Consider the following 22,826-nt stretch of genomic DNA (forward strand, 5'->3'; position numbering starts at 1 on the left):
TAATAATGAAGATGGGAAAAGGAACGTTAGAATCCAGTTTTTGAATAGGAATGGAGCTTTAGCCCATTCAATCATGATCAATTATTCCACATCTGGGCTTTAGCCCAATTTTTCAATAAGATTTGGGCTAAAGCCACGCCGATTTTTTTCAATTTATATCCACCAGCTAAAGCGGGTGGCAATTGAATCTCCAGTCTCTATTCTCGCATTCTCTCAATCTCGAATAATGAACATCGAATGTTCAATGTCAAATAATGAAGTTTAGGAAAACCATGGTCTATGGACTATCAACAATGGACTATGAAATCCGACTCCAATTTACAGCCGTTTTCTTTTGCTGCTTGACCTGACGAAGGATTGGAGCATTGACAGGCTGCGTCAAGTGTGGATCATTCGCTAAAATCTGCTGTGCTGCATCTCTAGCCAACGTAAGAATCGGAGCATCCTTGCTCAAATCAGCAATCAACAAATCAGTAATCCCACTCTGCTGAGTACCCATCAAATCTCCAGGGCCTCTCAATCTCAAATCCACATCTGCGATTTCAAACCCATCATTGGTTCGTACCATCGTTTCTAATCGGATTCTGGAATCTTTAGAGAGTTCGTATTTGCTCATCAATACGCAGTAGCTTTGCTCGGCTCCTCTACCTACTCTTCCTCTCAACTGATGAAGCTGTGAAAGCCCAAATCTCTCAGCGTTTTCTATGATCATCACTGAAGCATTTGGCACATTCACACCCACTTCTATCACGGTAGTGGCAACCATGATTTTGGTTTCTCCTTTTACGAAACGCTGCATTTCATAATCCTTGTCCTCCGACTTCATCGCTCCATGCACAATGCTCAAAGGATATTGTGGAAAGGCTCTGGCTATACTTTCATAGCCATCCATCAGTGATTTGAGATCCAGTTTTTCTGAATCCTCAATTAATGGATATACGATATAGACTTGCCTCCCTTTTTTGACTTCTTCATTGATAAAGCCAAAAACCTTCAGCCTATCCTTTTCATAGCGGTGAACCGTTTGAATTGGTTTTCTTCCTGCCGGCAATTCATCAATGACTGACACATCCAAATCACCATAGAGTGTCATTGCTAATGTTCTGGGAATTGGGGTTGCTGTCATCACCAAAACATGAGGGATAAACTCTTCATTTTTCGCCCAAAGTTTAGCTCTTTGAGCAACCCCAAATCGATGCTGCTCATCTACAATTGCCAATCCTAGGTTTTTAAATTGGACCACATCTTCTAAAAGCGCGTGTGTTCCTATCAAAATTTTGAGCTCTCCATTCAAAAGCTCCTCATGGATGATTTTACGAGCAGATTTCTTTACTGACCCTGTCAAAATGGAAATCTTCAACCCCATCATATCGGCAAATTCCTTCAAGCCCTCATAATGCTGATTTGCCAGAATCTCCGTTGGGGCCATCAAACAGGCCTGTGTACCGGAACTAATCGCTATCAACATACAAATGAAGGCAACCATGGTTTTTCCACTTCCTACATCCCCTTGTACTAGCCGGTTCATCTGCTTACCAGATTTCAGGTCATGATAGGCTTCTCTAATCACCCTTTTCTGTGCTCCTGTCAGCTCAAATGGAATATGATTCTGGTAGAAATCAGTAAGCAATTCGGTATTGTCTAAAATCTGCCCCCGGAACTTTTCAGTCCTGCTTACCTTCATCATCAAAAGACGCAGTTGCAAGAAGAAGAACTCCTCAAATTTCAACCGTTTCCTAGCTCTTTGAAGTAGACCCGGTTCAGAAGGAAAATGGATCTCCTTTACCGCTTCTCTTTTCCCGATCAATTGGTATTGATCCAAAACTTCTTGAGACAAAGTTTCAGAAATATGTGGATAGCAAACTTGAATGAGTCCCTCCAAAATCTTGGAAATTCCCCTGCTATCCAGAAATCTAGCTCGGAGTTTATCCGTAGAGGAATAAACTGGTTGGAAGGTATTTCGCTTTTCCGTGGCTTGTGAAAGTGGCTCCATTTCTGGATGGGCAATGCTCCATTTTCTGCCAAATTGGGCTGGTTTTCCAAAAAATATATAAACCGCGCCAACGGGCAATTTTTTCTGCACCCATTGAATTCCTTTGAACCAGGTCATTTCCATTTCCCCAGTTTCATCGGCCACATAAGCTACCAAACGCCTCTTTCCTCCCACTCCGACCAATTCAATTTTTCGGATTCTGGCGATGACCTGAACATTTTCCAAATCCGGCTGGAGCTCACGGATTTTATAAAATTTACTTCTATCCTCGTATCTGAAAGGATAGTGTTGCAGTAAATCTCCATAAGTGAAAATTGAAAGCTCTTTGTTCAGTAGCTCTGCCTTTTGAGGCCCTACTCCCTTGAGAAATTCAATTTTGGTGTCGAAAAATCCGGACAAAGCTTAATCTTGTTTGCGACAAATTAATCTTGCTAAAATCAATTGCCAAGGAATTGACTGGAATTGTCAATTGGAAAGAATGAAAATCAAATTTGGTCGATCAATGCCTTTAGAGTTCCTCTTTTTTGCTGAAGATCTCTCAGGTAAATCATTTGATTTTTGGCTCGGTGTAAATTCTGCTCAGGGTATTGAACTCGATAGTAAACGTTTCCCATCAAGTGATCAGTAAAAAATCGCAATCCCATCATGCAAGTCATCACTTCACCAGCCAAAAGCAAGGATTCTTTCTCCTCAGGAGTGGCAATGGACTTTAGACCTGACCAATAACCTTCCAGCAATTGCTCAAATACCTTTTCTTCTAGACATAACTTCTCCCATTGGGTATCTGTTTCAGGAATGGAACAGGCAACTGTCCTTACCATATCCCCGAAGTCATACATCAAAAAGCCCGGCATCACTGTATCCAAATCAATCAAAGCCTCCACCTTGCTCAAATCTTTGGAAAAAATCAGGTTATTGATTTTGGTGTCGCTATGCGTCAATCGAACCGGAAGCTTTTGAGCAAATTCTTTGTATGCCTCTATCAAAGGCTTTTGATTGACGTAAAACAGTAGAATAGATTGTTCTTCTTCATCCAAATTTTGGGCTTTTCCTGCCTCTTGAAGGAACTTTTCATAGCGAAGATCCAATCTATGAAAATCAGGAATGGTTTCCTGAAATGCTCCCATATCCAATTGAGCTCCAGCTAATGAAAATTTTGCAAAAGCGAATGCTGCATTTTTTGCTTGATCCAAAGCTGTGATTTGCTCCAGGGTATTTCCCTCTACAAATTCAAAAATCCTCCAAGACTTTCCATCTACCTCGGTCAATTGCTTTCCTTCCAAATTGAGTAATGGCAAAGGAAGAAAGTAAGGCAATTGATCATTCACTTTTTCACGGATCAAAATCCCCAAATTATTGGCAATGCGCTCAGGAAATGGGAATACCGACTGATTGTAGGCTTGCAAAACGTAAGCACCATCTGCGGTTGTAATCCTGTAGGTATCATGAATCAGCCCATTACCAAGTGCATTGATACTGGACAATTCCTGAAAAGGAAGGCTAGGGTATAGGGATAGTATTTGGTGAATTTTCTGAAGATCCATCCCCAAAATTATTCAGAAATTTGATTGGGTCTAAAAAAAGCTGCCTCCTTTACAGAAGACAGCTTTATCAATCACAATTTCAGGGCATTAGTTTTGGAAAACTTTTATCACCCCATCATCTTCGGAGCTTACAACCAAAGTAGCTCGACCATTTGGACTTTCTTCTTCAGGAATAAACAAGACTCCCTCAGGAGCGTCTCCCACTTTCAGTAATTGTATAAACTCAATAGAACCAACACCTCTTAATTCATATACACCAACAGCATCTGCTCTTTCCATTCCTACAAACAGATAGGTTCTTCCTCCACTTGTTCCGATTTCTACAGCCTCTGGCTCCACTCCTTTGTTATCACTTCTTCCATCGTCATAAAGGGACGAATTGGTATTGATCAAATCCATTTCCAAAGTCTTGTAATCATTGACCATTGCACCATTGGCATTCCAAATGGTAAAAGATCTACCTCCAAAACCATGAATCTCATCAAAATCTCCATCGCCATCTAGATCACCTGATATCGTGGTGGCAGTATATCTACCTAAATTTCCTTTCTTTTGAAGCTCCTCCCAATTTGGAAATGCCGTTTCATCCAACATCAAATCTTCCACTCTAGACTCCTCTTCAAAACCATCATATTCTCTAGCATCACCTTCATTTGCAGTAATTAAAAAGTCAGTATTACCCACAGAATAAGCTACAATCGCGTCGGGCATGAAATAAGTCTTCAATGGCCAGTTCCCTAATTCTATGGCATCATCTTTATCACTAGGATCTAAGACATTGGCTTTCTTAGAATAATCCTTCATTCCCAAAGGAAGAATTTCTGTGATCTGCTTTCCTAACAAATCAACTTTGGCTATTCCATTGTTTTCTTGAAGTGTAACCCAAGCAGTGGTTGAGTTAGCACTGATGGCTACATATTCCGGCTCTGTATCCATTGCCAGAGTAGCTTCTGGACCAAAAACTCTATAGCCTTGATCCATCAATGCTTCCTTTTGACTTTCAAATGCTCCAAAACCCAAAGTTTGGTAAGAAAACCCATCAGTTACATCAATAATAGAAATACTACCTTCTGGGTCGACAGAATAATCATCATTTGGCTCTCCTTCATTTGCAGAAACTATGAATTGACCATTTGGACTGAAAGTCACCATATCTGGCAAAGCGCCGACAGGAATTACTTGGATTGGGGTAATAAGATTTGTGGTTTCAAAAATTACAATGGAACCATTATCTGTTTTGGTATTTGCCTCTACCGCCATAGCTAGCAAACCGTTTTTCACTGCTACGGAATTAACACCCCCTCCATAAGGAGTTACATCAATACTTTCTCCTGGCAAATCCATCAAATTTTTGATATCGGAAAAATCAATGACATTCACTTTGGAGTCGAGTTCATTATTTACTACAAAAAGTCTTTGAGTCATTGGATCATAAGCAGAAATCTCTGCAGCTCCTTCACCTCCTTGACTTATGTCTATATCTGACACTTCAGAAAAATTTGTAAAAACGGGAACCCCTTTCCCGATACGCTCTTGGCAGGAAAAAAGCACTCCGGCCATTAAAACAACAATCCCAATTCTTTTCATTTAATTATAAGGTTATGGTGGATGTATAAAGAATTGAAATTACCTGAAACGGATACTAAGAGGTTGATTTTTAGATTATTAAAAAATTACCAACCTATTAAAAATTCACTTCTTAGCTAAAAAGATGTAACATATACTTAATGTATCAAGAAATTAGGCCAACTTACCTTATCAAAATAAATAGCAAATCACACTTAAAATTGGCCTGTTTATAAAATTTATTAAAAAAGTTGAAAGGCATTTAGATAAATTTTTTGTTATTTGTCTGCATTAAATAAACGCTTCCCCTTATGAATGTAAGTACGATTGACTGGGCCATTATCGGAGCCTTCTTTGTAGTCTCATTACTCATTGGACTTTTTACTTCGAAAAAAGCCGGTACCTCAGCCAAAGAATTTTTCCTATCAGGAAGAAATATGCCATGGTGGCTATTGGGTGTTTCCATGGTGGCAACCACCTTTTCAGCTGATACTCCCAACTTGGTAACAGACATTGTCCGTAAAAACGGCGTTGCTGGTAACTGGGCTTGGTGGGCATTCTTGCTTACTGGGATGCTTACAGTGTTTGTTTATGCAAAACTTTGGAGAAGATCTGAAGTAACTACCGATTTGGAATTTTATGAATTGCGCTATTCTGGAAAAGGAGCGGCATTCTTAAGAGCATTTAGAGCGATTTATTTGGGAGTATTCTTCAATGTGGTCATTATGGCTACTGTTTCCCTTGCCGCAATCAAAATCGGTGGGGTAATGTTGGGCTTGAGTCCGGTTCAGACGCTATTGATTGCCTCCATCGTAACAGTGGTATATAGCTCTCTAGGTGGATTGAAAGGGGTTCTTTTGACTGACTTCTTCCAATTCTTCATTGCAATGATTGGATCATTCGGAGCGGCTTATTTCATTTTGGATTTACCAGAAATCGGAAGCTTGAATAATCTTTTGACTCATGAGAATGTTGCAGACAAATTAAATTTCCTTCCAGATTTCACGGATCCTAATGTTTACATTCCTTTGTTCATTCTACCAATTGCAATCCAATGGTGGGCGACATGGTACCCAGGATCTGAGCCAGGTGGTGGTGGTTACATCGCTCAAAGAATGCTTTCTGCAAAAGATGAAAAGAATGCAATGGGTGCTACACTTTTCTACAACGTAGCTCATTATGCCATGAGACCTTGGCCTTGGATTTTGATTGCACTTTCCTCATTGGTGCTTTTCCCAAATATCAGTGACCTTCAAGCAGCATTCCCGAATATCCCTGCTGATAAATTAGGTGATGACTTGGCTTATTCTGCCATGTTGACTTTCCTTCCAACAGGTTTGATTGGTATCGTGTTGGCATCTTTGATTGCTGCGGTTATGTCTACGCTTTCTACTCATTTGAACTGGGGATCTTCTTATGTTGTAAATGATTTCTACCTAAGATTTATCAAGCCTGATGCTTCTGACAAGCAATTGGTAGCCGTTGGTAGAATTTCTACTGTGGTATTGATGGTCCTATCTGCAATCCTTGCTTTGGCGCTTTCTTCTGCTTTAGATGCATTTAATATCTTATTGCAAATCGGTGCTGGTACTGGTTTGATCTTTATCCTAAGATGGTTCTGGTGGAGAATCAACGCATTCACAGAAATCTCAGCAATGGCGATTTCTTTCGTGGTTGCAATCTTCTTCGAGGTGATCAATCCAAATATCAACTTGATCCACATCCCTGCTGAGCAGGCATATTTGAAATTGATCTATTCGGTTTCTATCACAACAATCGGATGGATGTTGGTGACATTCTTAACTGCTCCAGAGAAAGACGAGGTTTTGTTAAGTTTCTACAGAAAAGTGAGACCTGCTGCTTACGGTTGGAAAAAAGTCTTGGATAGATTCCCTGCTGAAAAGCAAGAGCAAGGTCAATTGCCAAAAGAAATTGGTTTGATGCTAGCAGGTACCGTGATGGTTTATTCTGCACTATTCTCCACAGGTTTCTTTATCTATGGAAATACTCTTGGAGGAATTATCGGAGCTGTAATTTCAATCGCTTGTAGCATTGTAATTATCCGAGCTTGGAAAACCCTACATTAATCAAAAAATTTGACGGAATTCATCAGGTGGGCCATGTCCACCTTGATGTATTCTATCACCGGAGCCAAAGAATCATTTTTCATTGCGGTATTAAAATACAGGGCTCCACGCAAAAAGTGATCTGTTGAATCAGTCACAAAGAATTGAAACTGGGTAGGCACCTCTCCAGTCAATTCCGCAACTACTCCAGTATAGCCGTTCGGCGTCACCAACACATTTTCTGAGATCCCATAGGCCATTTTCTGATGCTTTGCTGTCAAATTGAAAGCATCATTGCTCAAGGTTCTAAAGTCGTATTGCTCATTGATGGGTTTATACGTCAAATGTACTTTTGCCTCAAAACCCTGGTAATCCAGATTGATCCAATATTTTTCTTTAAGATTAAATGAATCTGGCTCCACCAAGCTATGAACCGAGTATTCAAAATTGTAAGGATAATCCCCCTGCAGTGACGAAAAAGTATGTGAAGGTAAATCTATTCGATTATAACCAGGAGGTTTGGGAAGATAGGTTTCTTCACAGGAACTCAAAATACCAACTGCTAAACCGAACAAGATTAATTTTCTCATGACCTAAAATTAGACTTTGGATTTGAATTGATTGGGGAAAAGTTGAAATTTATGAAAATAACCAAGACCTCTTTTAACATGAAAAAGACATTTACAACACTAGTTTTTAGTTTGGCAACATTCCTATTTGTCTGCCTTGCTGGATTTTCCAACGCTCAAACCACCATGGATGAGTTTTTAGGAAAATGGAATAATAGCAAACAATTCACAATTGACGTTTTGAACAAAATGCCTGATTCAGGTATGAATTACAAAACGGATCCGGGAGCAATGAGTTTCAAAGAGCAAATCCACCATATCGGAAATGCAATTGTTGGTATTTCTCAGGGATTCTTAGGAGGACCAGATCCAGGATTTACTATCGACGTAGAAACAGCAAGCAAAGCTGAATTGGCTGATTATGTAGCAAAAGCCTATGATTATGGAGCAATGGTCATGAAATCTCTGACTCCTGAGCAAGCTGGTGAATTGATGGAAGTATTTGGTAATAACGTATCCAAAAGACAAGTAATGGCTTTATTGATGGACCATAGTACTCATCATAGAGGATCCGCAATTGCTTACTTGAGAGCAAACGGGGTAGAACCGCCTGCATTCGTAGGATTCTAAAACAAAAAAATCAAAATGAAAAAGGCCTGACATTTAATAGATGTCAGGCCTTTTATTTTTATTCTCTTTCATCAGACTGTTCGGCCTGAGATCAATCTCAATAAAATAGCAACTACTGCTAATACCAATAGGATGTGGATCAATCCTCCAACGCTGTACACAAAGAATCCAAAGATCCATCCAATAATCAAAATCACTGCGATTAAATAAAGTAAAGAATTCATTTTCTTGTTTTTTGGTTGAACACTTTACTTATTTCAATCAAGGTGCCTATTCCTAAAAAATAGTCAAAAACTGCGTTTCTGAACAATAAGGGCCTATTTTTCAAAAAATTAATATCTATAGAACAGGAATTCTCCCCAATTTTATTCCTCAGCTTGGGAAAAATTTTTCACAAAAAAATCCCGACCATCAGGCCGGGACATCTTTTATTCTGTGATCCATGCTACTTTCTCAGCAATTGAATCTCTTTTGCCTTCTGGCCAATTTTCAATTCCTGGTTTTGCCACATAAAAAAAGCCCATCAACATATCTTCCCCTTCCAAACCGAAGTCTTCACGAGCTTCCGGCCAGAAAGTAGGTCCGCCTGTTCCCCAGTATGCTGCCAGTCCATGTGCGGATGCTGTCAAATACATATTTTGAACCGCCATAGAAACCGCTGCGATCTCTTCCATAACCGGGATGCCAGAACCTTCAGTTCTTTTCATCAAAATGGCAATCACGTGAGATGCTTTCAATGGATTCTCCTTGAACTTATTGAAAGTAGCTTCGATAAATGGTGTTCCATTTTTCTCAGCTCTCATTTTGTAAAGGTTTGCCTGATAGTCAGCAAACTTCTTCAACCCTTCACCTTTGTAAACAATAAATCTCCAAGGTTGGGTCAATTTATGAGTTGGGGCCCAATTGGCATTTTCCAACATTTCCTCGATGATAGCATCATCAACAGGATCGTTTTCTTTGAATTGGGATACAAAAAGGGAACGTCTCCCTCTGATAATTTTGGTTACCTCTTCTGTGTTAAAGTCAGGTCTTTGCATAAAGTAAAGTATAGTCTTAAACCGCCTTCGCAGTTTCCATTTTATTGATGATTTCCTCGTAATCCAGCTTGTCCCAGTTTTCGGTGATCAAAGGGTCTTCCATCACTCTGTCCATGATTTCTTCCTGCAGCTTCCCTTGTGCATAAGCCTCCGCATAGCCCATGTCAGAGAAAGTCACCATAGAATACAATGGAATCCAGTCATTGGGATAGAGGTCATTGAGCTTAGCTTCAATTTTCTTACGAAGAACAAACTTTGGATCAGCCACAGAATCTCTCATTTCGATGAAATTCTCCATTGCCAATTGGCAAATCGCATCTGTATCCAGTTTTCTGTTCTTTTGAAATTTTTCGAAAACCAAATCCCAAGAATTCAAGCCATACTTTTCCAACAAGCCATTCAAAATGAAGCAGTCCTCAAAACCACAATTCATCCCTTGTCCGTAGAAAGGAACCATCGCATGAGAAGCATCGCCCAACAAGATGCTATGCCCCTGAACCCAAGGGAAGCATTCTACATTGATTAAAGCCGCTGTAGGATTTTTGAAGAATTCAGTCTTCAAATCTGGCATCAATTGGTAGGCATCATCAAAATAATGTCTGAAAACTGACTCCAAATCCTTTTCATCATTGATTTTATCAAAACACACTTTGGTTCCTTGGAAAGGAAGGAAAAGTGTACAAGTGAAAGACTTATCCGGATTCGGAAGAGCGATCAACATGAACTTTCCTCTAGGCCAGATGTGAAGTGCATTCGGGTCCATGGCAAACTCTCCATCAGCAGTAGCTGGGATCGTCAATTCTTTATAGCCATGGCTTAAATATTCTTGCTTGTAATTAAAACGGATTTGCTTTTGCATGGAAAGACGAAGCGCAGAATAGGCCCCATCTGCTCCAACGATCACCGGTGCATGTTTCTTTTTGATCCCGTCCTTGGTTTCAAAAGTGATCTCCTGACTTTGGAAATCTACTTCTAGGCATTTGTGCTCAAATTCTAAATGAGCACCCAATCTTTCTGCTTCTTCAGCTAACAATTGGTTGAATTTTCCCCTTGAAATGGAATAAATGGCTTGCTTATCTTTTCCATAAGGAATGAAAGAAGTACCACCGTGCTCGTCGTGGATTTTACGACCATACATAGGAATCGCCAAAGGCAAAACCTGATCTTTCAATCCAACTTGCTCTAAACTTTTCCAACCTCTATGGCTCAAAGCCATGTTGATGGAACGGCCACCTTCGTAATAGGGAGTTTTGCGTTTGTCCGGTCTTTTGTCATAAATCGTGACATCCAAACCTTGACGCTTGAGATATATTGCCATCAAAGAGCCAATCAAACCAGCTCCTAAGACAGTTATTTCATTCTGTTTCATGTGGAATTTATTCTCCTCGCTCTTTTAAGCGAATTTTTTGATGGATTGTTCCAAAATCTTCGCAAATCTGAAAACATCCATATAGCTATTATAAAGAGGGGTAGGGGCCAATCTTATCACATTTGGGTTTCTCCAGTCACCCACTACTCCATGTTGATACCACTCATCGAAGACGGCCTTACCGCCACGATGAATCAGCAAAGATAATTGACAACCTCTTTCCGAGGGGTTTTCTGGGGTAATAATTTCCAAAATGCCTGATTCTCCGCTGATTTCACGGATCAAATACTCCAAATAGCCAGTAAGAGAAACACTTTTATTCCTCAAATTTTCGATTCCAGCTTCCATAAAAATATCCAATGAAGCCTGATGAGCTGCCAAAGCCAAGATATTGGTATTAGCTAACTGCCATCCATCCGCTCCAAACATGGGAAGAAATCCTTTTTCCATTTTAAAGCGCTGGCCTTCATCGTGACCCCACCAACCGGCAAAGCGAGGTATATCCGGCCTTTCGGCAAATCGCTCATGAACATAAATTCCGGAAATATTTCCTGGACCGGAATTCATATACTTATAGCTACACCAGGTCGCAAAATCTACATCCCAATCATGTAATTTCAATAGAGCATTACCTGCAGCATGCGCCAAATCAAATCCAGCATAAGCTCCCACTTCATGAGCGGCCTTGGTGATTGCCTCCAAATCAAATAGCTGTCCTGAATAATATTGGATACCGGCCATATTGACCAAAGCCAAAGCATCACCCTGCTTTTTGATTTCAGCAACAATATCTTCCGTTCTCAAGGTATGTTCACCAGCTCTCGGCTTCAATTCCACGATGACTTCCTCAGGATTCAGGCCGTGGAACTTCACCTGAGTCTCTAACATATATTGATCAGATGGAAAAGCTCCTGCCTCCACGATGATCTTGTATTTCTCTGACGTAGGTCGATAAAAAGAAACCATCAACAGGTGCAAATTCACACTGAGGTTGTTCATTGCTACCACTTCATGCTCATGAGCCCCCATGATTTCAGCTAAAGCAGGCTTGGATTTATTCTTTGCATAAAACCAAGCATCTTCCCCATGAAAATGCCCATCTACAGCCATCTTAGCCCAGTTTTGAAGCTCTCGGTCCAATCCATTTCGAACGGTTTTAGGCTGAAGTCCTAAGGAATTTCCACAGAAATAAATAGCTTCCTCCCCATTCACCTGAGGGAAAATGAATTGATCTCTAAACTTTGCCAAAGGATCTTTTTGATCCATTTCTAGGGCAAAGGATTCTGAATATTGGTAGTTCATGTAATAGGTTACAAGTTTTAAAGTCGGAAGGTTCAAAGGTTCAAAGTTTTAAGACCGCCCAAAAAGTGTGGGTCATCTTTACCACTTTTTAACCTTCCAACCTTTCAACTCATTTGGTCTATTTTGTCATCACCGTACCACAGTTTTTGCAGGTACAGTTTTCAGGATTGTTCCAAAATCTATCCATAATCGGAGGCAATTGATTGACGATATCAGTCAGCTCAACATACTCTTCGTAAAGCAAATTTCCACAGTTTTCACAATGCCAGATAAAGCCATCTTTCTCTCCTGGTCTTCTGTATCTTTCTACCACTAGACCCACTGTATTGGCTGGTCTTCTAGGAGAATGAGGAACTTTTGGGGGCAAAAGGAAAATTTCTCCCTCTTTGATATGAATATCCTTTGGCTTGCCATCCTCAATAACCTTGAGCACGATATCTCCTTCCAATTGATAAAAGAATTCTTCCCCTTCATCGTAGTGATAGTCCTTTCGAGAATTAGGCCCACCGACAACCATGATAATGAAATCATCATTCCCTTTGTAAACTTGCTGATTGCCAACAGGTGGTTTTAATAGATGTCTATTATCATCAATCCATTTTTTGAAATTGAAAGGTTGGGACAAGGCCATAATTTGATTTTTTTAGTGGAAAAGGGCATTCTCAACAGGATTTTCGCCCAATTGAATTAGGTACTAAAAGTATTAAAAAACACGCGTTTTTTTCCCTTACTTTGTTCAAAAGGCCGAATTCATGTCATTACCAATTATTGATCTACACTGCGATTTACTTTCTTACCTAGCTCGAATCCCCGATGCAAGTCCATTTGCAGGAGATGAGATTGCTTGTGCATTTCCACATCTTAAATCAGGAAATGTCAAAGTCCAGGTTTGTGCGATTTACACAGATGTCAGACCTATTTCCATGGATTTGGCTTGGAAGCAGGCAGAGAAATTTAATGAACTTGTTAGTCAAGAAAAGGAGTCCTTTTCGGCCTTTGATTGCAAAATTCTTCCTTCAGATGAGACTGTTTCGCTTTTCGCATCCATTGAAAATGCTGCTGGATTGGGAAATGAAGATGCCACTTGGGATGAAATTTATGCTCAGTTTGACAGGATACTCGAGAAAACAGAAAAGCTTGCCTATATCGGATTGACCCACCATACTGAAAACCGTTTCGGAGGGGGAAATTATACCGAAGGAATCGGCCTGAAAGACGATGGCAAAAAACTACTCGATTACATGAGTGGAAAGAAAATCCCAGTAGACTTCAGCCATACATCTGATTTGCTAGCAGAAGGGATCTTAAATCATATTGCGCAAGCAAACTTGGATATTCCAATCATTGCGAGTCACTCGAATTATCGAGCTATTTGGGATCATAAAAGAAACTTACCTGATGAGTTTGCTCAAGAAATCATCCGTAGAAAAGGAATTATCGGAGTGAACTTCCTTCGTGCATTTTTAGATACTGATGTTCCTGAAAGGTTGTTTGAACATATCCTTCATGGATTTGAAATTGGTGGAAAAGAGGCACAAGGATTTGGGGCCGATTACTTTTATACCAAGGATTTTGGTGATCCTAACCGCTTTCCATTCTATTTCCCTTTGGCAGATGATGCCAGCAAATACCCAAGTTTGTTGGAAAGCTTGAGCAGCAAATTGGATTCTGAATCTCTAGAAAACCTAGCTTACAAAAACGTCTTAACTTTCTACCAAAACCTTCACAGCTGATGTCTTCCCATCATTTTGTCAAAGAGCAACAGGAACCGGCAGTTCTGATTTTGGATACCCAGGGAATTTCCTTCGATTCCATCAGTCCTTTGTTGGAATGGGTTCCAACAGTGCTAGTTGCCGAAAATTGTGTAGATCAAGTTCTCTCTTGGGGAATCAAAATCGATGTGGTTTTAGCGAGTGAAGACTTTCAAAAGGCAAATCTGAATCTTTTGGAAGAGCAATATCCATTGAGATTTTACACTTCCTCCACTGATAATTTTTTGGGAGACGGACTCCACTATCTAATGGCATCCAATCATCAAGCAGCTCATCTGGTAGGGTTTCCACATGAGAAGGCATTGGAGCTCGGATTGTTTTTGGAGGAAATGGATCTTACGATTCAAGAAGCCGAATGGAAGTTTTATCCCGTGAAAGGCGGAAAATTCAAGAAGTGGTTCCGATCCAGTGAAATTGAGATTTTTGGACAGGAAGGCTTACCCGTAGAATTGGAAAATGAGAACGGAAAACTCATTTTACCCCTCACTTATGTGACGATATTGGAAGTTCCGGAAGGCTTTACTGAAATACAGGCTCCGGGAGTTTTTTGGATTGGAGAGAGAACTACTTAAAGCGTTCCCGACAAAACAGCCATCAACTTTTCCAAATAGAGCTGATCAGTTTCGTCGAAATCATTCAATTGATCGCTGTCCACATCCAAGACCATGGCAACTTCAGAACCTTTGAATACCGGAACTACAATTTCAGATCTGGAAGCTGAACTACAGGCAATATGTCCAGGAAATGCATCCACATCCGGCACCAATTGAGTTTTGGCATCTTTCCAAGCCGTACCACAGACACCCTTCCCTAAATTAATTCGGGTACAGGCAATAGGTCCCTGAAAAGGTCCGAGAACTAGTTGCTCACCTTTAACCACGTAGAATCCAACCCAGAAAAAATCAAAGGCCTGCTTCAATGCCGCTGCGATGTTGGAGAGGTTGGCATACATATCTGGTTCTCCAGAAATCAAGGCTTCGATTTGCGGAAGAACTGCTTCGTATTGCTCTGCTTTCGTAGCAGATTCAGGAACGTATAGATTTTCAGACATGGTAATAAATGGCTAATTCGTCTTCTAGGAAATAAACTCTTTCACTTGAGGGATGAGAAATTTGAGGGGCATTGATTCCTTCCAAAAATTTCACCTGGCTGGTAAACACCCTTGCTTCATCCCAAAGTTCAGATTCGATGAATTTATTTAAAAGGAAGGAACCTCCTTCTACTATCAAACTCTGGATTTTCCGCTCCTGCAGATCATCCAAAATCTCCTGGATTTCAAACTTTGGAGAAAGCTTTTTCCACTCCAGATTCCCATTGGTTTCTGACTTTTTCAGGTTGTAGCAAATCGTCGGAATTCCATGATCGAATAATTTCAACTCATGTGAAAGCTGCAATTGTCTATCTATGACCAAGCGAAGAGGATTTTTTCCAACCCAATCACGCACATTTAAAGAAGGATCATCGTACTGAGCAGTATTCCTTCCCACCAAAATGGCATCTTCCTCAGCTCTCCACTTATGAACCTGCTGACGGCTTAGGGAATTGGAAATCCATTTGGAGGAGTAATCTTTTCGAGCCACAAAACCATCTAAGGTCTGTGCCCATTTCAGGATTACATAAGGTCTTTTCTTTTCGATTTGGGTAAAAAACCGTCGGTTTTGCGATCGGGCTTCTTGTTCCAAAATCCCTGTCTCGACTTCAATTCCAGCATCTTTTAGAATTTGGATTCCTTTTCCTCCAACCAATGGATTGGAATCAAAAGCCGCGATTACGACTTTTTTAACACTCTTTTCCACCAAAAGATTGGCACAAGGAGGAGTTTTACCAAAATGAGCACAAGGCTCCAAAGTCACATAAACCGTAGATTCTGGAAGCAATTCAGGGTTTTTCACCGAATTTACCGCATTGACTTCCGCATGGGGACCCCCATATACTTTATGAAATCCCTCTCCGATAATCACCCCGTCATGAACAATGACACAGCCCACCATAGGATTAGGGCTGACATTTCCACGACCCCACTCTGCTAGCTCTAAAGCTCTTCGCATGTATTGAGCGTGCATTTCCATCAAGGTTTGATTCTAAAGGTTAATAAATCCAAGGTTTGACTTTCTCCAGCTACCACCTCCAATCCAAGAAGTGTATCAGCTAAAAATCCATCATTTTTTGGATCAAAATAAAGGTCATAGGTGCCTTCAGGTAATCTGAAATAATAGCCCATATCTTCATTGACATGAGTACTAGTAGAATCACCATCCTGGATAGCAAATATTGCGGGTCTTAACTGATCTTGCGAAATAGTCCCATAGATTTCCCCCAAGTCTCCTGGCAATAGCACATGCAAATAGGGATCGAAAGACAAGGTCAGCGGATCTGGATTGACAGTCTGAATGGATTTTTCCAAATCAAAATCCAAAACAACATCATAAGAGAGACCTGATTCCAGAAACATTTCAATATCAATGGGAATAAGAGTAGTAGCAGTCTCCACCAAAGGTAGATTATATCTGTCTTCACTTTCCCAGAGGTAATTGCTGGTACCGATTTCGAGTTCCATCCCGATAATCTGCCCTGGAGGTAAAGGCTCTCTACCCAATAGTAATACTTCTCCTCCCACATAATCTGAGACCTTAACTTGCTTATCTCCCAGTTCATATTCGATAAAAAATGTCTGCTCTTCGGTCTCTCTTCCCTGCACATTCATGGTGACATTCACTCCAAAGATTTCCACAAAAACAGAATCGTATAGAGGCGGAGCGTCGATTAGAACAACATTGAGCAAAGCTTCCGGCTTGTCGTCAGCACTGGAACAGGCTCCAAGGAAGCCCAAAAACAATAAAACTGCTGGGAAAAGGTTTCTTATTCTCACATTACAAATTTAGACCAAATCTTGGTTTAGGTAGAATTGTTTGAAAGCAAAAAAGCCGGCTTAGCCGGCTTTTAACATCTTACTGAGAATATTTCAATTATAAGAGATCCAAGATGATAGGATCTACTACAGTCATTTCTCCATCTACTACTAAGATTCCATCAATTTGAACTGGAGCATACAATTCATTTGGAGTAATTACCAAAGAGTAGGTTCCTGAATCCAAACCTTGAATTTTGAAGTTTCCGTTTTCATCAACGTAGGTAGTATAGTTGTCATCTCCATCTACCGCAGTCACTTCGATCATTTGTGCTTCAATTGGTAAAATCTGTCCAGAGATTCCTGCAGCTTCTTGTAGATAGGCTCTCAAAACAGGCTTCAAATTGATATTTCCTGAATTTCCAGCAACTACAATTGATTTAGCAACATCGAAGTCAATGATCAAATCATAGGTCTGACCAGCTTCTAGTTCTTGATCGATTTTGATTTTCAATCCACTCTGTTGAGCACTTGGAGTTTTCAAATCGGACTCTACTCCATCTTTTACCACATAATTGTTGGTACCTAAAATCAATCTGATTTGATCGATTTCACCCTCTTCAAAATCTTCAGTACCCAAAAGCAAAGAATTAGCTCCTGTTAAATCTAAAAGGTTGACCATTTGGCTCTCTCCTTCATAGGAAATCTCTTGCCAAGAGTCATAATTGTCATCATCGTCTCCTTGAGAATTGTCATCATCCATGGAGTTGTCATCCATTTTCACACGTACAGCAAGTACTTCCACCCATACTTCATCAAAATCTCCCGGTGCATCCACTAGGTAAAAATTAACTCTTGCTTTCCCATCCAAATTTCCCGGAGAATCATCCGAGGTACATGAAGCAGCAAATATGACAGTTAGGGCAGTTAGAAAATATGAAATGTACTTTTTCATAAATATTTGGTTTATGTTCACCAATTCATTTTCAAGCTTTATGCCAGACTCTAATTTACTTCTTTTTTGAGGGTTTTCTCTGCAGGCATTCTTATTTTTGAGGATGATGAAATGGGAACGACTCCTTACACGTGGTAGATTTGGAGACAAACCGGGGTTTATCCCCACACAAGCAACTAGAAGTGAATTTGAAGTCGATTATGATCGAATCATTTTTTCATCCCCTTTTAGAAACCTTCAGGATAAAACTCAGGTCTTCCCTCTACCCGATCAGGCTTTTGTCCATACCCGATTGACTCATAGCTTGGAAGTTTCCTCCGTCGGAAGATCTTTAGGAAAATCAGCCGGAGAATACCTTTTGAGTAAATATCCGAACCTAGAAAAAACAGGAATCACTTCTTCAGAAATCGGTGGAATCGTCGCCGCAGCTGCCTTGACACATGATATCGGAAATCCGCCATTTGGACATGCGGGAGAGGAAGCCATTTCCGACTTTTTCAAATTTCATCCTTTGGGACAAGTTTGGAAAAATCATGTAAGATCAGAGCAATGGGCGGATTTATGCAATTTCGAAGGAAATGCGCAAGGCTTTAGAATGCTTGTTTCAAAACAGTTTGGGTTGAAATTGACTTATGCGACTTTGGCTGCATTTACAAAGTACCCAAGACCAAGTTTGATTTCCCATCGAGATGTGGCAAGAAGAAGCCAGAAGAAATTCGGATTTTTCATCAATCAGCTAGCGGATTTTGAGCAGATGGCAGCCTTTCTTGGAATCGGGAAATCCAGTGAAGAATGTTGGATGCGGCACCCATTGGCTTTTTTGGTGGAAGCTGCAGATGATATCTGCTATAGCATCATTGATTTGGAAGATGGATGCACGATGGGGCTCGTAAGTTTTGAAGAGACAGTCTCCCTTTTAGCTCCGATCTTAAAGGATAAATTTGATCCGGAAAAATTAAAAAATCGAACCAATGCCCAAAACTTGGGTGCATTGCGCGCTTTGGCTATTGGCGAGCTAATCCAGGAAACTGTAGAAGCTTTTTCACAGTATGAGGAAAGCATGTGCAAGGGAAACTTTGATAAAGCCCTGACAGACATCATCCCTTCTGCCAAATACCTTCAGAAAATCACCGAAGTATCCGTCTTCAAAATCTATCGATCCAAAGTGGTTTTGGAAAAAGAAGCAGCAGGATTCCAGGTATTGGAAGGACTTCTTTCTGTTTTCTCAAAAGCCTTGTACCATCAGTTTTATGCTCCAGATCGCTTCTCAGGGCAGGATAAAAGCATTTTGAGGCTCTTGCCGGAGGATTTTCCTTTGAAAGGTTGGGGAGAGGAAGTCAATCCCTATCCTTTAATTCGAATCTTAGTGGACTATATCTCAGGAATGACTGATAAATACGCATTGAACCTATATCGGAGAGTCAAAGGTATCTCATTTCCAGGAAGCTAAATTAGCTTCCTTTTTTTTGGAAAAATTATTGAACAAATACCTCCTGTAAGTGAATCAATTAGATACAGTTTCCGTATTTAGTTGCCTAAAGAATTAGACAATGAAAAAAGCCCTTTACATATTTCTTGGAGTTTTCTTTTTCCTATTGGTCTCTGCAGTCGCAATCCCCTTTTTATTTAAGGATAAAATCATAGAGCGCATCAATCGTGAGTTGGATAATTCTCTCAATGCACAAGTGTACTATGATCCAGAAAAAATTTCCTTGAGCCTTTTAAGGCATTTTCCAAATGTGAGTGCAACCATTGGAGATTTTGGAATTGTGGGAAAAGAAGAATTCGCTGCCGACACCCTGATTCAAGTGGATGAGTTGGATTTAGCCTTTAACCTTAAATCCATCATTTTTGATGAAAACCCATCTTTATCTGCCTTGAGCTTGATAGGAGGAGATATGTATATCAAGGTTTTGGAGGATGGAAAAGCCAATTATGATATCGTAAAGGATGATGGTTCCGCTCCTGAAGAGGAATCTGAATCAACTTTTAAACTGGGAATAGAATCCATTGAGCTCGATCAGGTCAATGTGATTTACGATGATCGCCAAATGCAATTTGCAATGGCCCTTGCTGAAATCTCTGCGAAAGGTTCTGGTGATTTTACCTTGGATGTCTATGATTTACCGCTGCAGGTAGAAGCCACAATCGCGGATATGGCATATGAAGGAGTACATTATTTGACCAATAAGAAATTCGAAGGAGAGACAACACTTCAAGTGGATATGAACCAAATGAAATTCAGTTTTGCTGAAGGCACATTTGGCTTAAATGATTTTTACTTCAATCTAGATGGATTTGTAGCCTTGCCGGAGGACGGAATCGATTTGGATCTTCAATTCGGAGCGATGGATTCTGATTTCAAAAGCATTCTTTCTTTGGTTCCTGGAATCTATACTGAGTCATTTTCCAGTGTCAAATCTTCTGGAACCATGGCTTTCAATGGATTTGTGAAAGGACTTTATAGCGAAACTGAACTACCAACTTTTGATATCAATTTGGAAGTAAAAGATGGAATGTTTCAATATCCTGATCTTCCAAAGCCTGTCGATGCCATTAACGTGAAGCTTCAGGCAAAAAATGAAACCAGCATTCTGGAAAATACCAGTTTGGACATCCCGACATTCTCCATGAGATTTGGAAGCAATCCGATTTCAGGAAACTTCCACTTGGCCAATTTGAAGGACTACTTTATGGAAGGTCAGTTAATCGGAAAGTTGGATTTAAAAGAATTGACGTCCATTTTCCCAATCGAAGGAACCCAACTTGCTGGGATTTTGGATATCGATGCAAAGGCAAAAGGAAAATACGATTCCATCAACCATGTATTGCCTGCAATCACAGCCGATATCAATTTGGCCAATGGCTATGCTAAAAATCAGGATTATCCATCAGCATTGGAAAACATCCGAGCCAAAGCAAAAATCACTAGCAATACGGGACAGATGAAGGATTTTGTTGCTGATTTTCCTGATTTTGGTTTTGATCTGGAAGGAGAAAGAATTGCCGGAAATTTGAAGATTCAGGATTTTGAAGCATTAAACTGGAACGGGGAAGTTGTAGGAGCCGTGGATTTAGAAAAAATCATGGCCATTTTCCCAATCGAAGACACTGAGCTCAAAGGAAAAATCAATGCGGATATCAAAACCTCGGGTTCATATGAGGCGGTCGAAAAGAATCAATACGCCAAACTCAACACCTCTGGTGATATGCAGGTTCAGGACTTTTTCTACAAATCTCTGGACTACCCTCAAGGAGTCAGTATCAAGAAAGCAGATGCATCTTTCAGTCCCGCTCAGGCAGATTTGAAGGAATTTGATGCCCAATTGGGAAAAAGCCCATTGAAAGCTACAGGTACTTTGAGCAATTACATGGATTATTTGCTGTCAGACTCTGGAGTACTCAAAGGTCAGCTCAATCTCAATTCCAGTCATTTTGATGTCAATGAATGGATGACTGAAAGTAGTACTTCGGCAGATACTGCAAGTTTGGAAGTACTTCCATTGCCAGAAAATATAGATTTCACTATGGCTGTAGCTGCTGATGAAGTATTATATGACAACTTGGATCTGAAGGAAGTTCGAGGAAAAATGATTCTTAGGGATGGGGTTTTGACTTTTTCAGATGCCGGAATGAAAACTTTGGATGGAAGAATCACAGTCAATGGAAACTACGATCCTCGTGATTTGGCCAATCCAAAATTCGCAATGAAACTGGACATCACTGAACTTAGCATCGCCAAGGCATTCCAATCATTGACGACCGTAAAAGCATTTGCTCCGATCGCCCAGGATATTACAGGTAGATTCAATTCCCAATTGGAATTCTCCGGTCTGCTGGGTTCGGATATGATGCCGGTACTTTCTTCGATCGATGTGAATGGAATTTTGGCAGTACTGGATGCAGCATTGAAAGAAAATAAAATACTTCAAGGCTTGACGAGCTTAACCAAATTGCCCGCTGCCAACTCACTTCAATTCAAAGATCTCAAAATCCCGGTAACAATCGAAAATGGGATGATGGATGTCAAACCATTTAATGTCAAGCTTTGGGATTATCAAACGACTGTTCAAGGAAGCGCTGGCTTTGACGGATCTATTAATTATTTGCTCAATATGCAGGTTCCGGCAGGGAAATTTGGAGCCCAAGCCAATTCACTTTTGGCGAGCATCTCTGGAACAGAAGCCAATGAATCCACAATCATTCCTGTAGCCATTAATTTATCTGGAACCTACAAATCTCCACAGGTGAGCTTGGCTGGTGGAAATAGCATGGAGACTCTTTTGACAAATGCACTGAAGTCTAGATTTGATAGTGAAAAGCAAAATTTACAGGCTGAAGCCAAGGAACAATTCCAAGCTAGCCAAGATAGTATCAAGCAGGAAATGAAACTGAAAGCCCAAGCTTTTCAGGATAGCGTAAAAGCTGAATTGGCTAAGAAATCCGGGGAAAGTGGCGAAAAGGTCGTTGAGGAAGCCAAAAATCTATTGAAAGGATTCCTAAAAAGCAACACCCAAACCAAGAAGGATACGACTGTGAAGAAGGATAATTAAGTAGTCCATAGATAATAGTCGATAGACAATAGAATGAAATAGCCCACGGTTGAAACCATGGGCTATTCTTTTTTATGAGGAATAATCAGTAGCAATATTTAGTTATTACTCATTTCTGCCACTTTTTTCTCAATATGTTCAACCACCTGTTTCATTCCTTTTTCCGGACTGAAATCTAACAATTTCAAGTCGTCCAAAACTACACCTGAATGTCCAGGAGGCATATAAAACAAATCTCCTTCATTTAAGATTACTTCTCCTTCCTCATCATAAATCATTTTCAAAGACCCTTTTATGATGTATCCCCAATGAGGAACTTGACAAGAATTATTTTTCAGGCCTTCCAACAAAGGCCCCAAGTCTGTACCAGCAGGCATTTCGTTTACTGCTACAGACATTCCTCCCCAATCATCCAAGTGATTGATGACCATATTCTTAGGAAAATCAGAGATCGCAATATGTTTTTCAGAATTGGCTTTTTCTTTAAAGCCCATTGCAGCCAAAAATCCCAGAAGGAAAACTGCCGACATGATAAAGTAATTTTTCATAGCTCTAATGTTTAATTTGCTATGGAAATTCGCCATGAATCTTGTGGCATACATATCAAATCTGTTGCATATCC

At 40.3% G+C, this 22,826-nt stretch carries 20 protein-coding genes; 6 read left to right on the forward strand and 14 right to left on the reverse strand.

Annotated features, from left to right (window positions below; all coding sequences use genetic code 11):
* Positions 1 to 298: 298 nt before the first annotated feature.
* From recG to BUF13_RS09045, 3 genes are all read right to left on the reverse strand, one after another.
* Positions 299 to 2,392 carry an ATP-dependent DNA helicase RecG gene (gene recG, locus BUF13_RS09035; RefSeq protein ID WP_073571446.1) on the reverse strand — a complete coding sequence of 698 codons (2,094 nt, stop codon included), beginning with the start codon at positions 2,390 to 2,392 and terminating at the stop codon, positions 299 to 301.
* A gap of 86 nt (positions 2,393 to 2,478) precedes the next feature.
* A complete protein-coding gene (locus BUF13_RS09040; protein ID WP_073571447.1) occupies positions 2,479 to 3,537 on the reverse strand; it encodes a phosphotransferase enzyme family protein in 1,059 nt (352 codons plus the stop codon).
* 87 nt (positions 3,538 to 3,624) lie between these two features.
* Positions 3,625 to 5,124: a choice-of-anchor I family protein gene (locus BUF13_RS09045; RefSeq protein WP_073571448.1), complete on the reverse strand. Its 1,500-nt coding sequence runs from the start codon at positions 5,122 to 5,124 to the stop codon at positions 3,625 to 3,627.
* Positions 5,125 to 5,414: 290 nt separating this feature from the next.
* On the opposite strand from BUF13_RS09045, the gene BUF13_RS09050 reads away from it, so the two are divergent.
* On the forward strand, positions 5,415 to 7,190 hold the full coding sequence (locus BUF13_RS09050) for a sodium:solute symporter family protein (RefSeq protein ID WP_073571449.1): 1,776 nt from the start codon (positions 5,415 to 5,417) through the stop codon (positions 7,188 to 7,190).
* On the opposite strand, the gene gldD is transcribed toward BUF13_RS09050, so the two are convergent.
* On the reverse strand, positions 7,187 to 7,759 hold the full coding sequence (gene gldD, locus BUF13_RS09055) for a gliding motility lipoprotein GldD (protein ID WP_073571450.1): 573 nt from the start codon (positions 7,757 to 7,759) through the stop codon (positions 7,187 to 7,189). The two genes, BUF13_RS09050 and gldD, sit on opposite strands and share 4 nt — an antisense overlap.
* 78 nt (positions 7,760 to 7,837) lie before the next feature.
* On the opposite strand from gldD, the gene BUF13_RS09060 reads away from it, so the two are divergent.
* Positions 7,838 to 8,368: a DinB family protein gene (locus BUF13_RS09060; RefSeq protein ID WP_073571728.1), complete on the forward strand. Its 531-nt coding sequence runs from the start codon at positions 7,838 to 7,840 to the stop codon at positions 8,366 to 8,368.
* A 71-nt stretch (positions 8,369 to 8,439) separates the two neighbouring features.
* Here BUF13_RS09060 and BUF13_RS20515 read toward each other — a convergent pair whose 3' ends face one another.
* The 5 genes from BUF13_RS20515 to BUF13_RS09080 all read right to left on the reverse strand — a co-directional run bounded on the left by BUF13_RS20515 (position 8,440) and on the right by BUF13_RS09080 (position 12,707).
* Complete coding sequence (locus tag BUF13_RS20515; protein ID WP_134204377.1) at positions 8,440 to 8,592, reverse strand: lmo0937 family membrane protein; 153 nt, start codon at positions 8,590 to 8,592, stop codon at positions 8,440 to 8,442.
* Between the two features lie 204 nt (positions 8,593 to 8,796).
* A complete protein-coding gene (locus BUF13_RS09065; protein ID WP_073571451.1) occupies positions 8,797 to 9,405 on the reverse strand; it encodes a nitroreductase family protein in 609 nt (202 codons plus the stop codon).
* A 16-nt stretch (positions 9,406 to 9,421) separates the two neighbouring features.
* A complete protein-coding gene (locus BUF13_RS09070) occupies positions 9,422 to 10,774 on the reverse strand; it encodes an FAD-dependent oxidoreductase (protein WP_073571452.1) in 1,353 nt (450 codons plus the stop codon).
* Between the two features lie 24 nt (positions 10,775 to 10,798).
* A complete protein-coding gene (kynU, locus tag BUF13_RS09075; RefSeq protein ID WP_073571453.1) occupies positions 10,799 to 12,076 on the reverse strand; it encodes a kynureninase in 1,278 nt (425 codons plus the stop codon).
* Positions 12,077 to 12,194: 118 nt separating this feature from the next.
* Positions 12,195 to 12,707: a 3-hydroxyanthranilate 3,4-dioxygenase gene (locus tag BUF13_RS09080; RefSeq protein ID WP_073571454.1), complete on the reverse strand. Its 513-nt coding sequence runs from the start codon at positions 12,705 to 12,707 to the stop codon at positions 12,195 to 12,197.
* Positions 12,708 to 12,828: 121 nt separating this feature from the next.
* Here BUF13_RS09080 and BUF13_RS09085 point away from each other — a divergent pair, with 121 nt between their 5' ends.
* Both BUF13_RS09085 and BUF13_RS09090 read left to right on the forward strand, forming a co-directional pair.
* A complete protein-coding gene (locus BUF13_RS09085) occupies positions 12,829 to 13,809 on the forward strand; it encodes a dipeptidase (protein WP_073571455.1) in 981 nt (326 codons plus the stop codon).
* A complete protein-coding gene (locus tag BUF13_RS09090; RefSeq protein WP_073571456.1) occupies positions 13,809 to 14,420 on the forward strand; it encodes a thiamine pyrophosphokinase in 612 nt (203 codons plus the stop codon). Before BUF13_RS09085 ends, BUF13_RS09090 begins: the two co-directional genes overlap by 1 nt.
* Here BUF13_RS09090 and BUF13_RS09095 read toward each other — a convergent pair.
* From BUF13_RS09095 to BUF13_RS09110, 4 genes are all read right to left on the reverse strand, one after another.
* Complete coding sequence (locus BUF13_RS09095) at positions 14,417 to 14,899, reverse strand: GAF domain-containing protein (protein ID WP_073571457.1); 483 nt, start codon at positions 14,897 to 14,899, stop codon at positions 14,417 to 14,419. The two genes, BUF13_RS09090 and BUF13_RS09095, sit on opposite strands and share 4 nt — an antisense overlap.
* Positions 14,892 to 15,917 carry a bifunctional diaminohydroxyphosphoribosylaminopyrimidine deaminase/5-amino-6-(5-phosphoribosylamino)uracil reductase RibD gene (gene ribD, locus BUF13_RS09100; protein WP_073571458.1) on the reverse strand — a complete coding sequence of 342 codons (1,026 nt, stop codon included), beginning with the start codon at positions 15,915 to 15,917 and terminating at the stop codon, positions 14,892 to 14,894. Before ribD ends, BUF13_RS09095 begins: the two co-directional genes overlap by 8 nt.
* A complete protein-coding gene (locus BUF13_RS09105) occupies positions 15,917 to 16,717 on the reverse strand; it encodes a DUF4382 domain-containing protein (protein WP_073571459.1) in 801 nt (266 codons plus the stop codon). The genes ribD and BUF13_RS09105 overlap by 1 nt, the downstream gene beginning before the upstream one ends.
* A 97-nt stretch (positions 16,718 to 16,814) precedes the next feature.
* The gene (locus BUF13_RS09110) at positions 16,815 to 17,651 is read right to left on the reverse strand and encodes a DUF4382 domain-containing protein (RefSeq protein ID WP_073571460.1); all 837 of its coding nucleotides are present in this window, start codon (positions 17,649 to 17,651) and stop codon (positions 16,815 to 16,817) included.
* Positions 17,652 to 17,754: 103 nt separating this feature from the next.
* Here BUF13_RS09110 and dgt point away from each other — a divergent pair, with 103 nt between their 5' ends.
* Together dgt and BUF13_RS09120 are read left to right on the forward strand one after the other, a co-directional pair.
* Positions 17,755 to 19,101 carry a dGTP triphosphohydrolase gene (gene dgt, locus BUF13_RS09115; RefSeq protein ID WP_073571461.1) on the forward strand — a complete coding sequence of 449 codons (1,347 nt, stop codon included), beginning with the start codon at positions 17,755 to 17,757 and terminating at the stop codon, positions 19,099 to 19,101.
* 100 nt (positions 19,102 to 19,201) lie between these two features.
* The gene (locus tag BUF13_RS09120) at positions 19,202 to 22,204 is read left to right on the forward strand and encodes an AsmA-like C-terminal region-containing protein (protein ID WP_073571462.1); all 3,003 of its coding nucleotides are present in this window, start codon (positions 19,202 to 19,204) and stop codon (positions 22,202 to 22,204) included.
* 98 nt (positions 22,205 to 22,302) lie between these two features.
* On the opposite strand, the gene BUF13_RS09125 is transcribed toward BUF13_RS09120, so the two are convergent.
* Positions 22,303 to 22,752: a cupin domain-containing protein gene (locus BUF13_RS09125; protein ID WP_243839714.1), complete on the reverse strand. Its 450-nt coding sequence runs from the start codon at positions 22,750 to 22,752 to the stop codon at positions 22,303 to 22,305.
* Positions 22,753 to 22,826 lie beyond the last annotated feature (74 nt).

The organism is Algoriphagus zhangzhouensis (genome assembly GCF_900148515.1).
In the GTDB taxonomy this organism is placed as follows: domain Bacteria; phylum Bacteroidota; class Bacteroidia; order Cytophagales; family Cyclobacteriaceae; genus Algoriphagus; species Algoriphagus zhangzhouensis.

What these genes read in the sequence shown, in the direction of transcription:
- BUF13_RS09040 (WP_073571447.1), bottom strand. Translation starts at nt 3,537, where the DNA reads ATGGATCTTCAGAAAATTCACCAAATACTATCCCTATACCCTAGCCTT.
- BUF13_RS09045 (WP_073571448.1), bottom strand. Translation starts at nt 5,124, where the DNA reads ATGAAAAGAATTGGGATTGTTGTTTTAATGGCCGGAGTGCTTTTTTCC.
- BUF13_RS09050 (WP_073571449.1), top strand. Translation starts at nt 5,415, where the DNA reads ATGAATGTAAGTACGATTGACTGGGCCATTATCGGAGCCTTCTTTGTA.
- gldD (WP_073571450.1), bottom strand. Translation starts at nt 7,759, where the DNA reads ATGAGAAAATTAATCTTGTTCGGTTTAGCAGTTGGTATTTTGAGTTCC.
- BUF13_RS09060 (WP_073571728.1), top strand. Translation starts at nt 7,838, where the DNA reads ATGAAAAAGACATTTACAACACTAGTTTTTAGTTTGGCAACATTCCTA.
- BUF13_RS20515 (WP_134204377.1), bottom strand. Translation starts at nt 8,592, where the DNA reads ATGAATTCTTTACTTTATTTAATCGCAGTGATTTTGATTATTGGATGG.
- BUF13_RS09065 (WP_073571451.1), bottom strand. Translation starts at nt 9,405, where the DNA reads ATGCAAAGACCTGACTTTAACACAGAAGAGGTAACCAAAATTATCAGA.
- BUF13_RS09070 (WP_073571452.1), bottom strand. Translation starts at nt 10,774, where the DNA reads ATGAAACAGAATGAAATAACTGTCTTAGGAGCTGGTTTGATTGGCTCT.
- kynU (WP_073571453.1), bottom strand. Translation starts at nt 12,076, where the DNA reads ATGAACTACCAATATTCAGAATCCTTTGCCCTAGAAATGGATCAAAAA.
- BUF13_RS09080 (WP_073571454.1), bottom strand. Translation starts at nt 12,707, where the DNA reads ATGGCCTTGTCCCAACCTTTCAATTTCAAAAAATGGATTGATGATAAT.
- BUF13_RS09085 (WP_073571455.1), top strand. Translation starts at nt 12,829, where the DNA reads ATGTCATTACCAATTATTGATCTACACTGCGATTTACTTTCTTACCTA.
- BUF13_RS09090 (WP_073571456.1), top strand. Translation starts at nt 13,809, where the DNA reads ATGTCTTCCCATCATTTTGTCAAAGAGCAACAGGAACCGGCAGTTCTG.
- BUF13_RS09095 (WP_073571457.1), bottom strand. Translation starts at nt 14,899, where the DNA reads ATGTCTGAAAATCTATACGTTCCTGAATCTGCTACGAAAGCAGAGCAA.
- ribD (WP_073571458.1), bottom strand. Translation starts at nt 15,917, where the DNA reads ATGGAAATGCACGCTCAATACATGCGAAGAGCTTTAGAGCTAGCAGAG.
- BUF13_RS09110 (WP_073571460.1), bottom strand. Translation starts at nt 17,651, where the DNA reads ATGAAAAAGTACATTTCATATTTTCTAACTGCCCTAACTGTCATATTT.
- dgt (WP_073571461.1), top strand. Translation starts at nt 17,755, where the DNA reads ATGATGAAATGGGAACGACTCCTTACACGTGGTAGATTTGGAGACAAA.
- BUF13_RS09120 (WP_073571462.1), top strand. Translation starts at nt 19,202, where the DNA reads ATGAAAAAAGCCCTTTACATATTTCTTGGAGTTTTCTTTTTCCTATTG.
- BUF13_RS09125 (WP_243839714.1), bottom strand. Translation starts at nt 22,752, where the DNA reads ATGAAAAATTACTTTATCATGTCGGCAGTTTTCCTTCTGGGATTTTTG.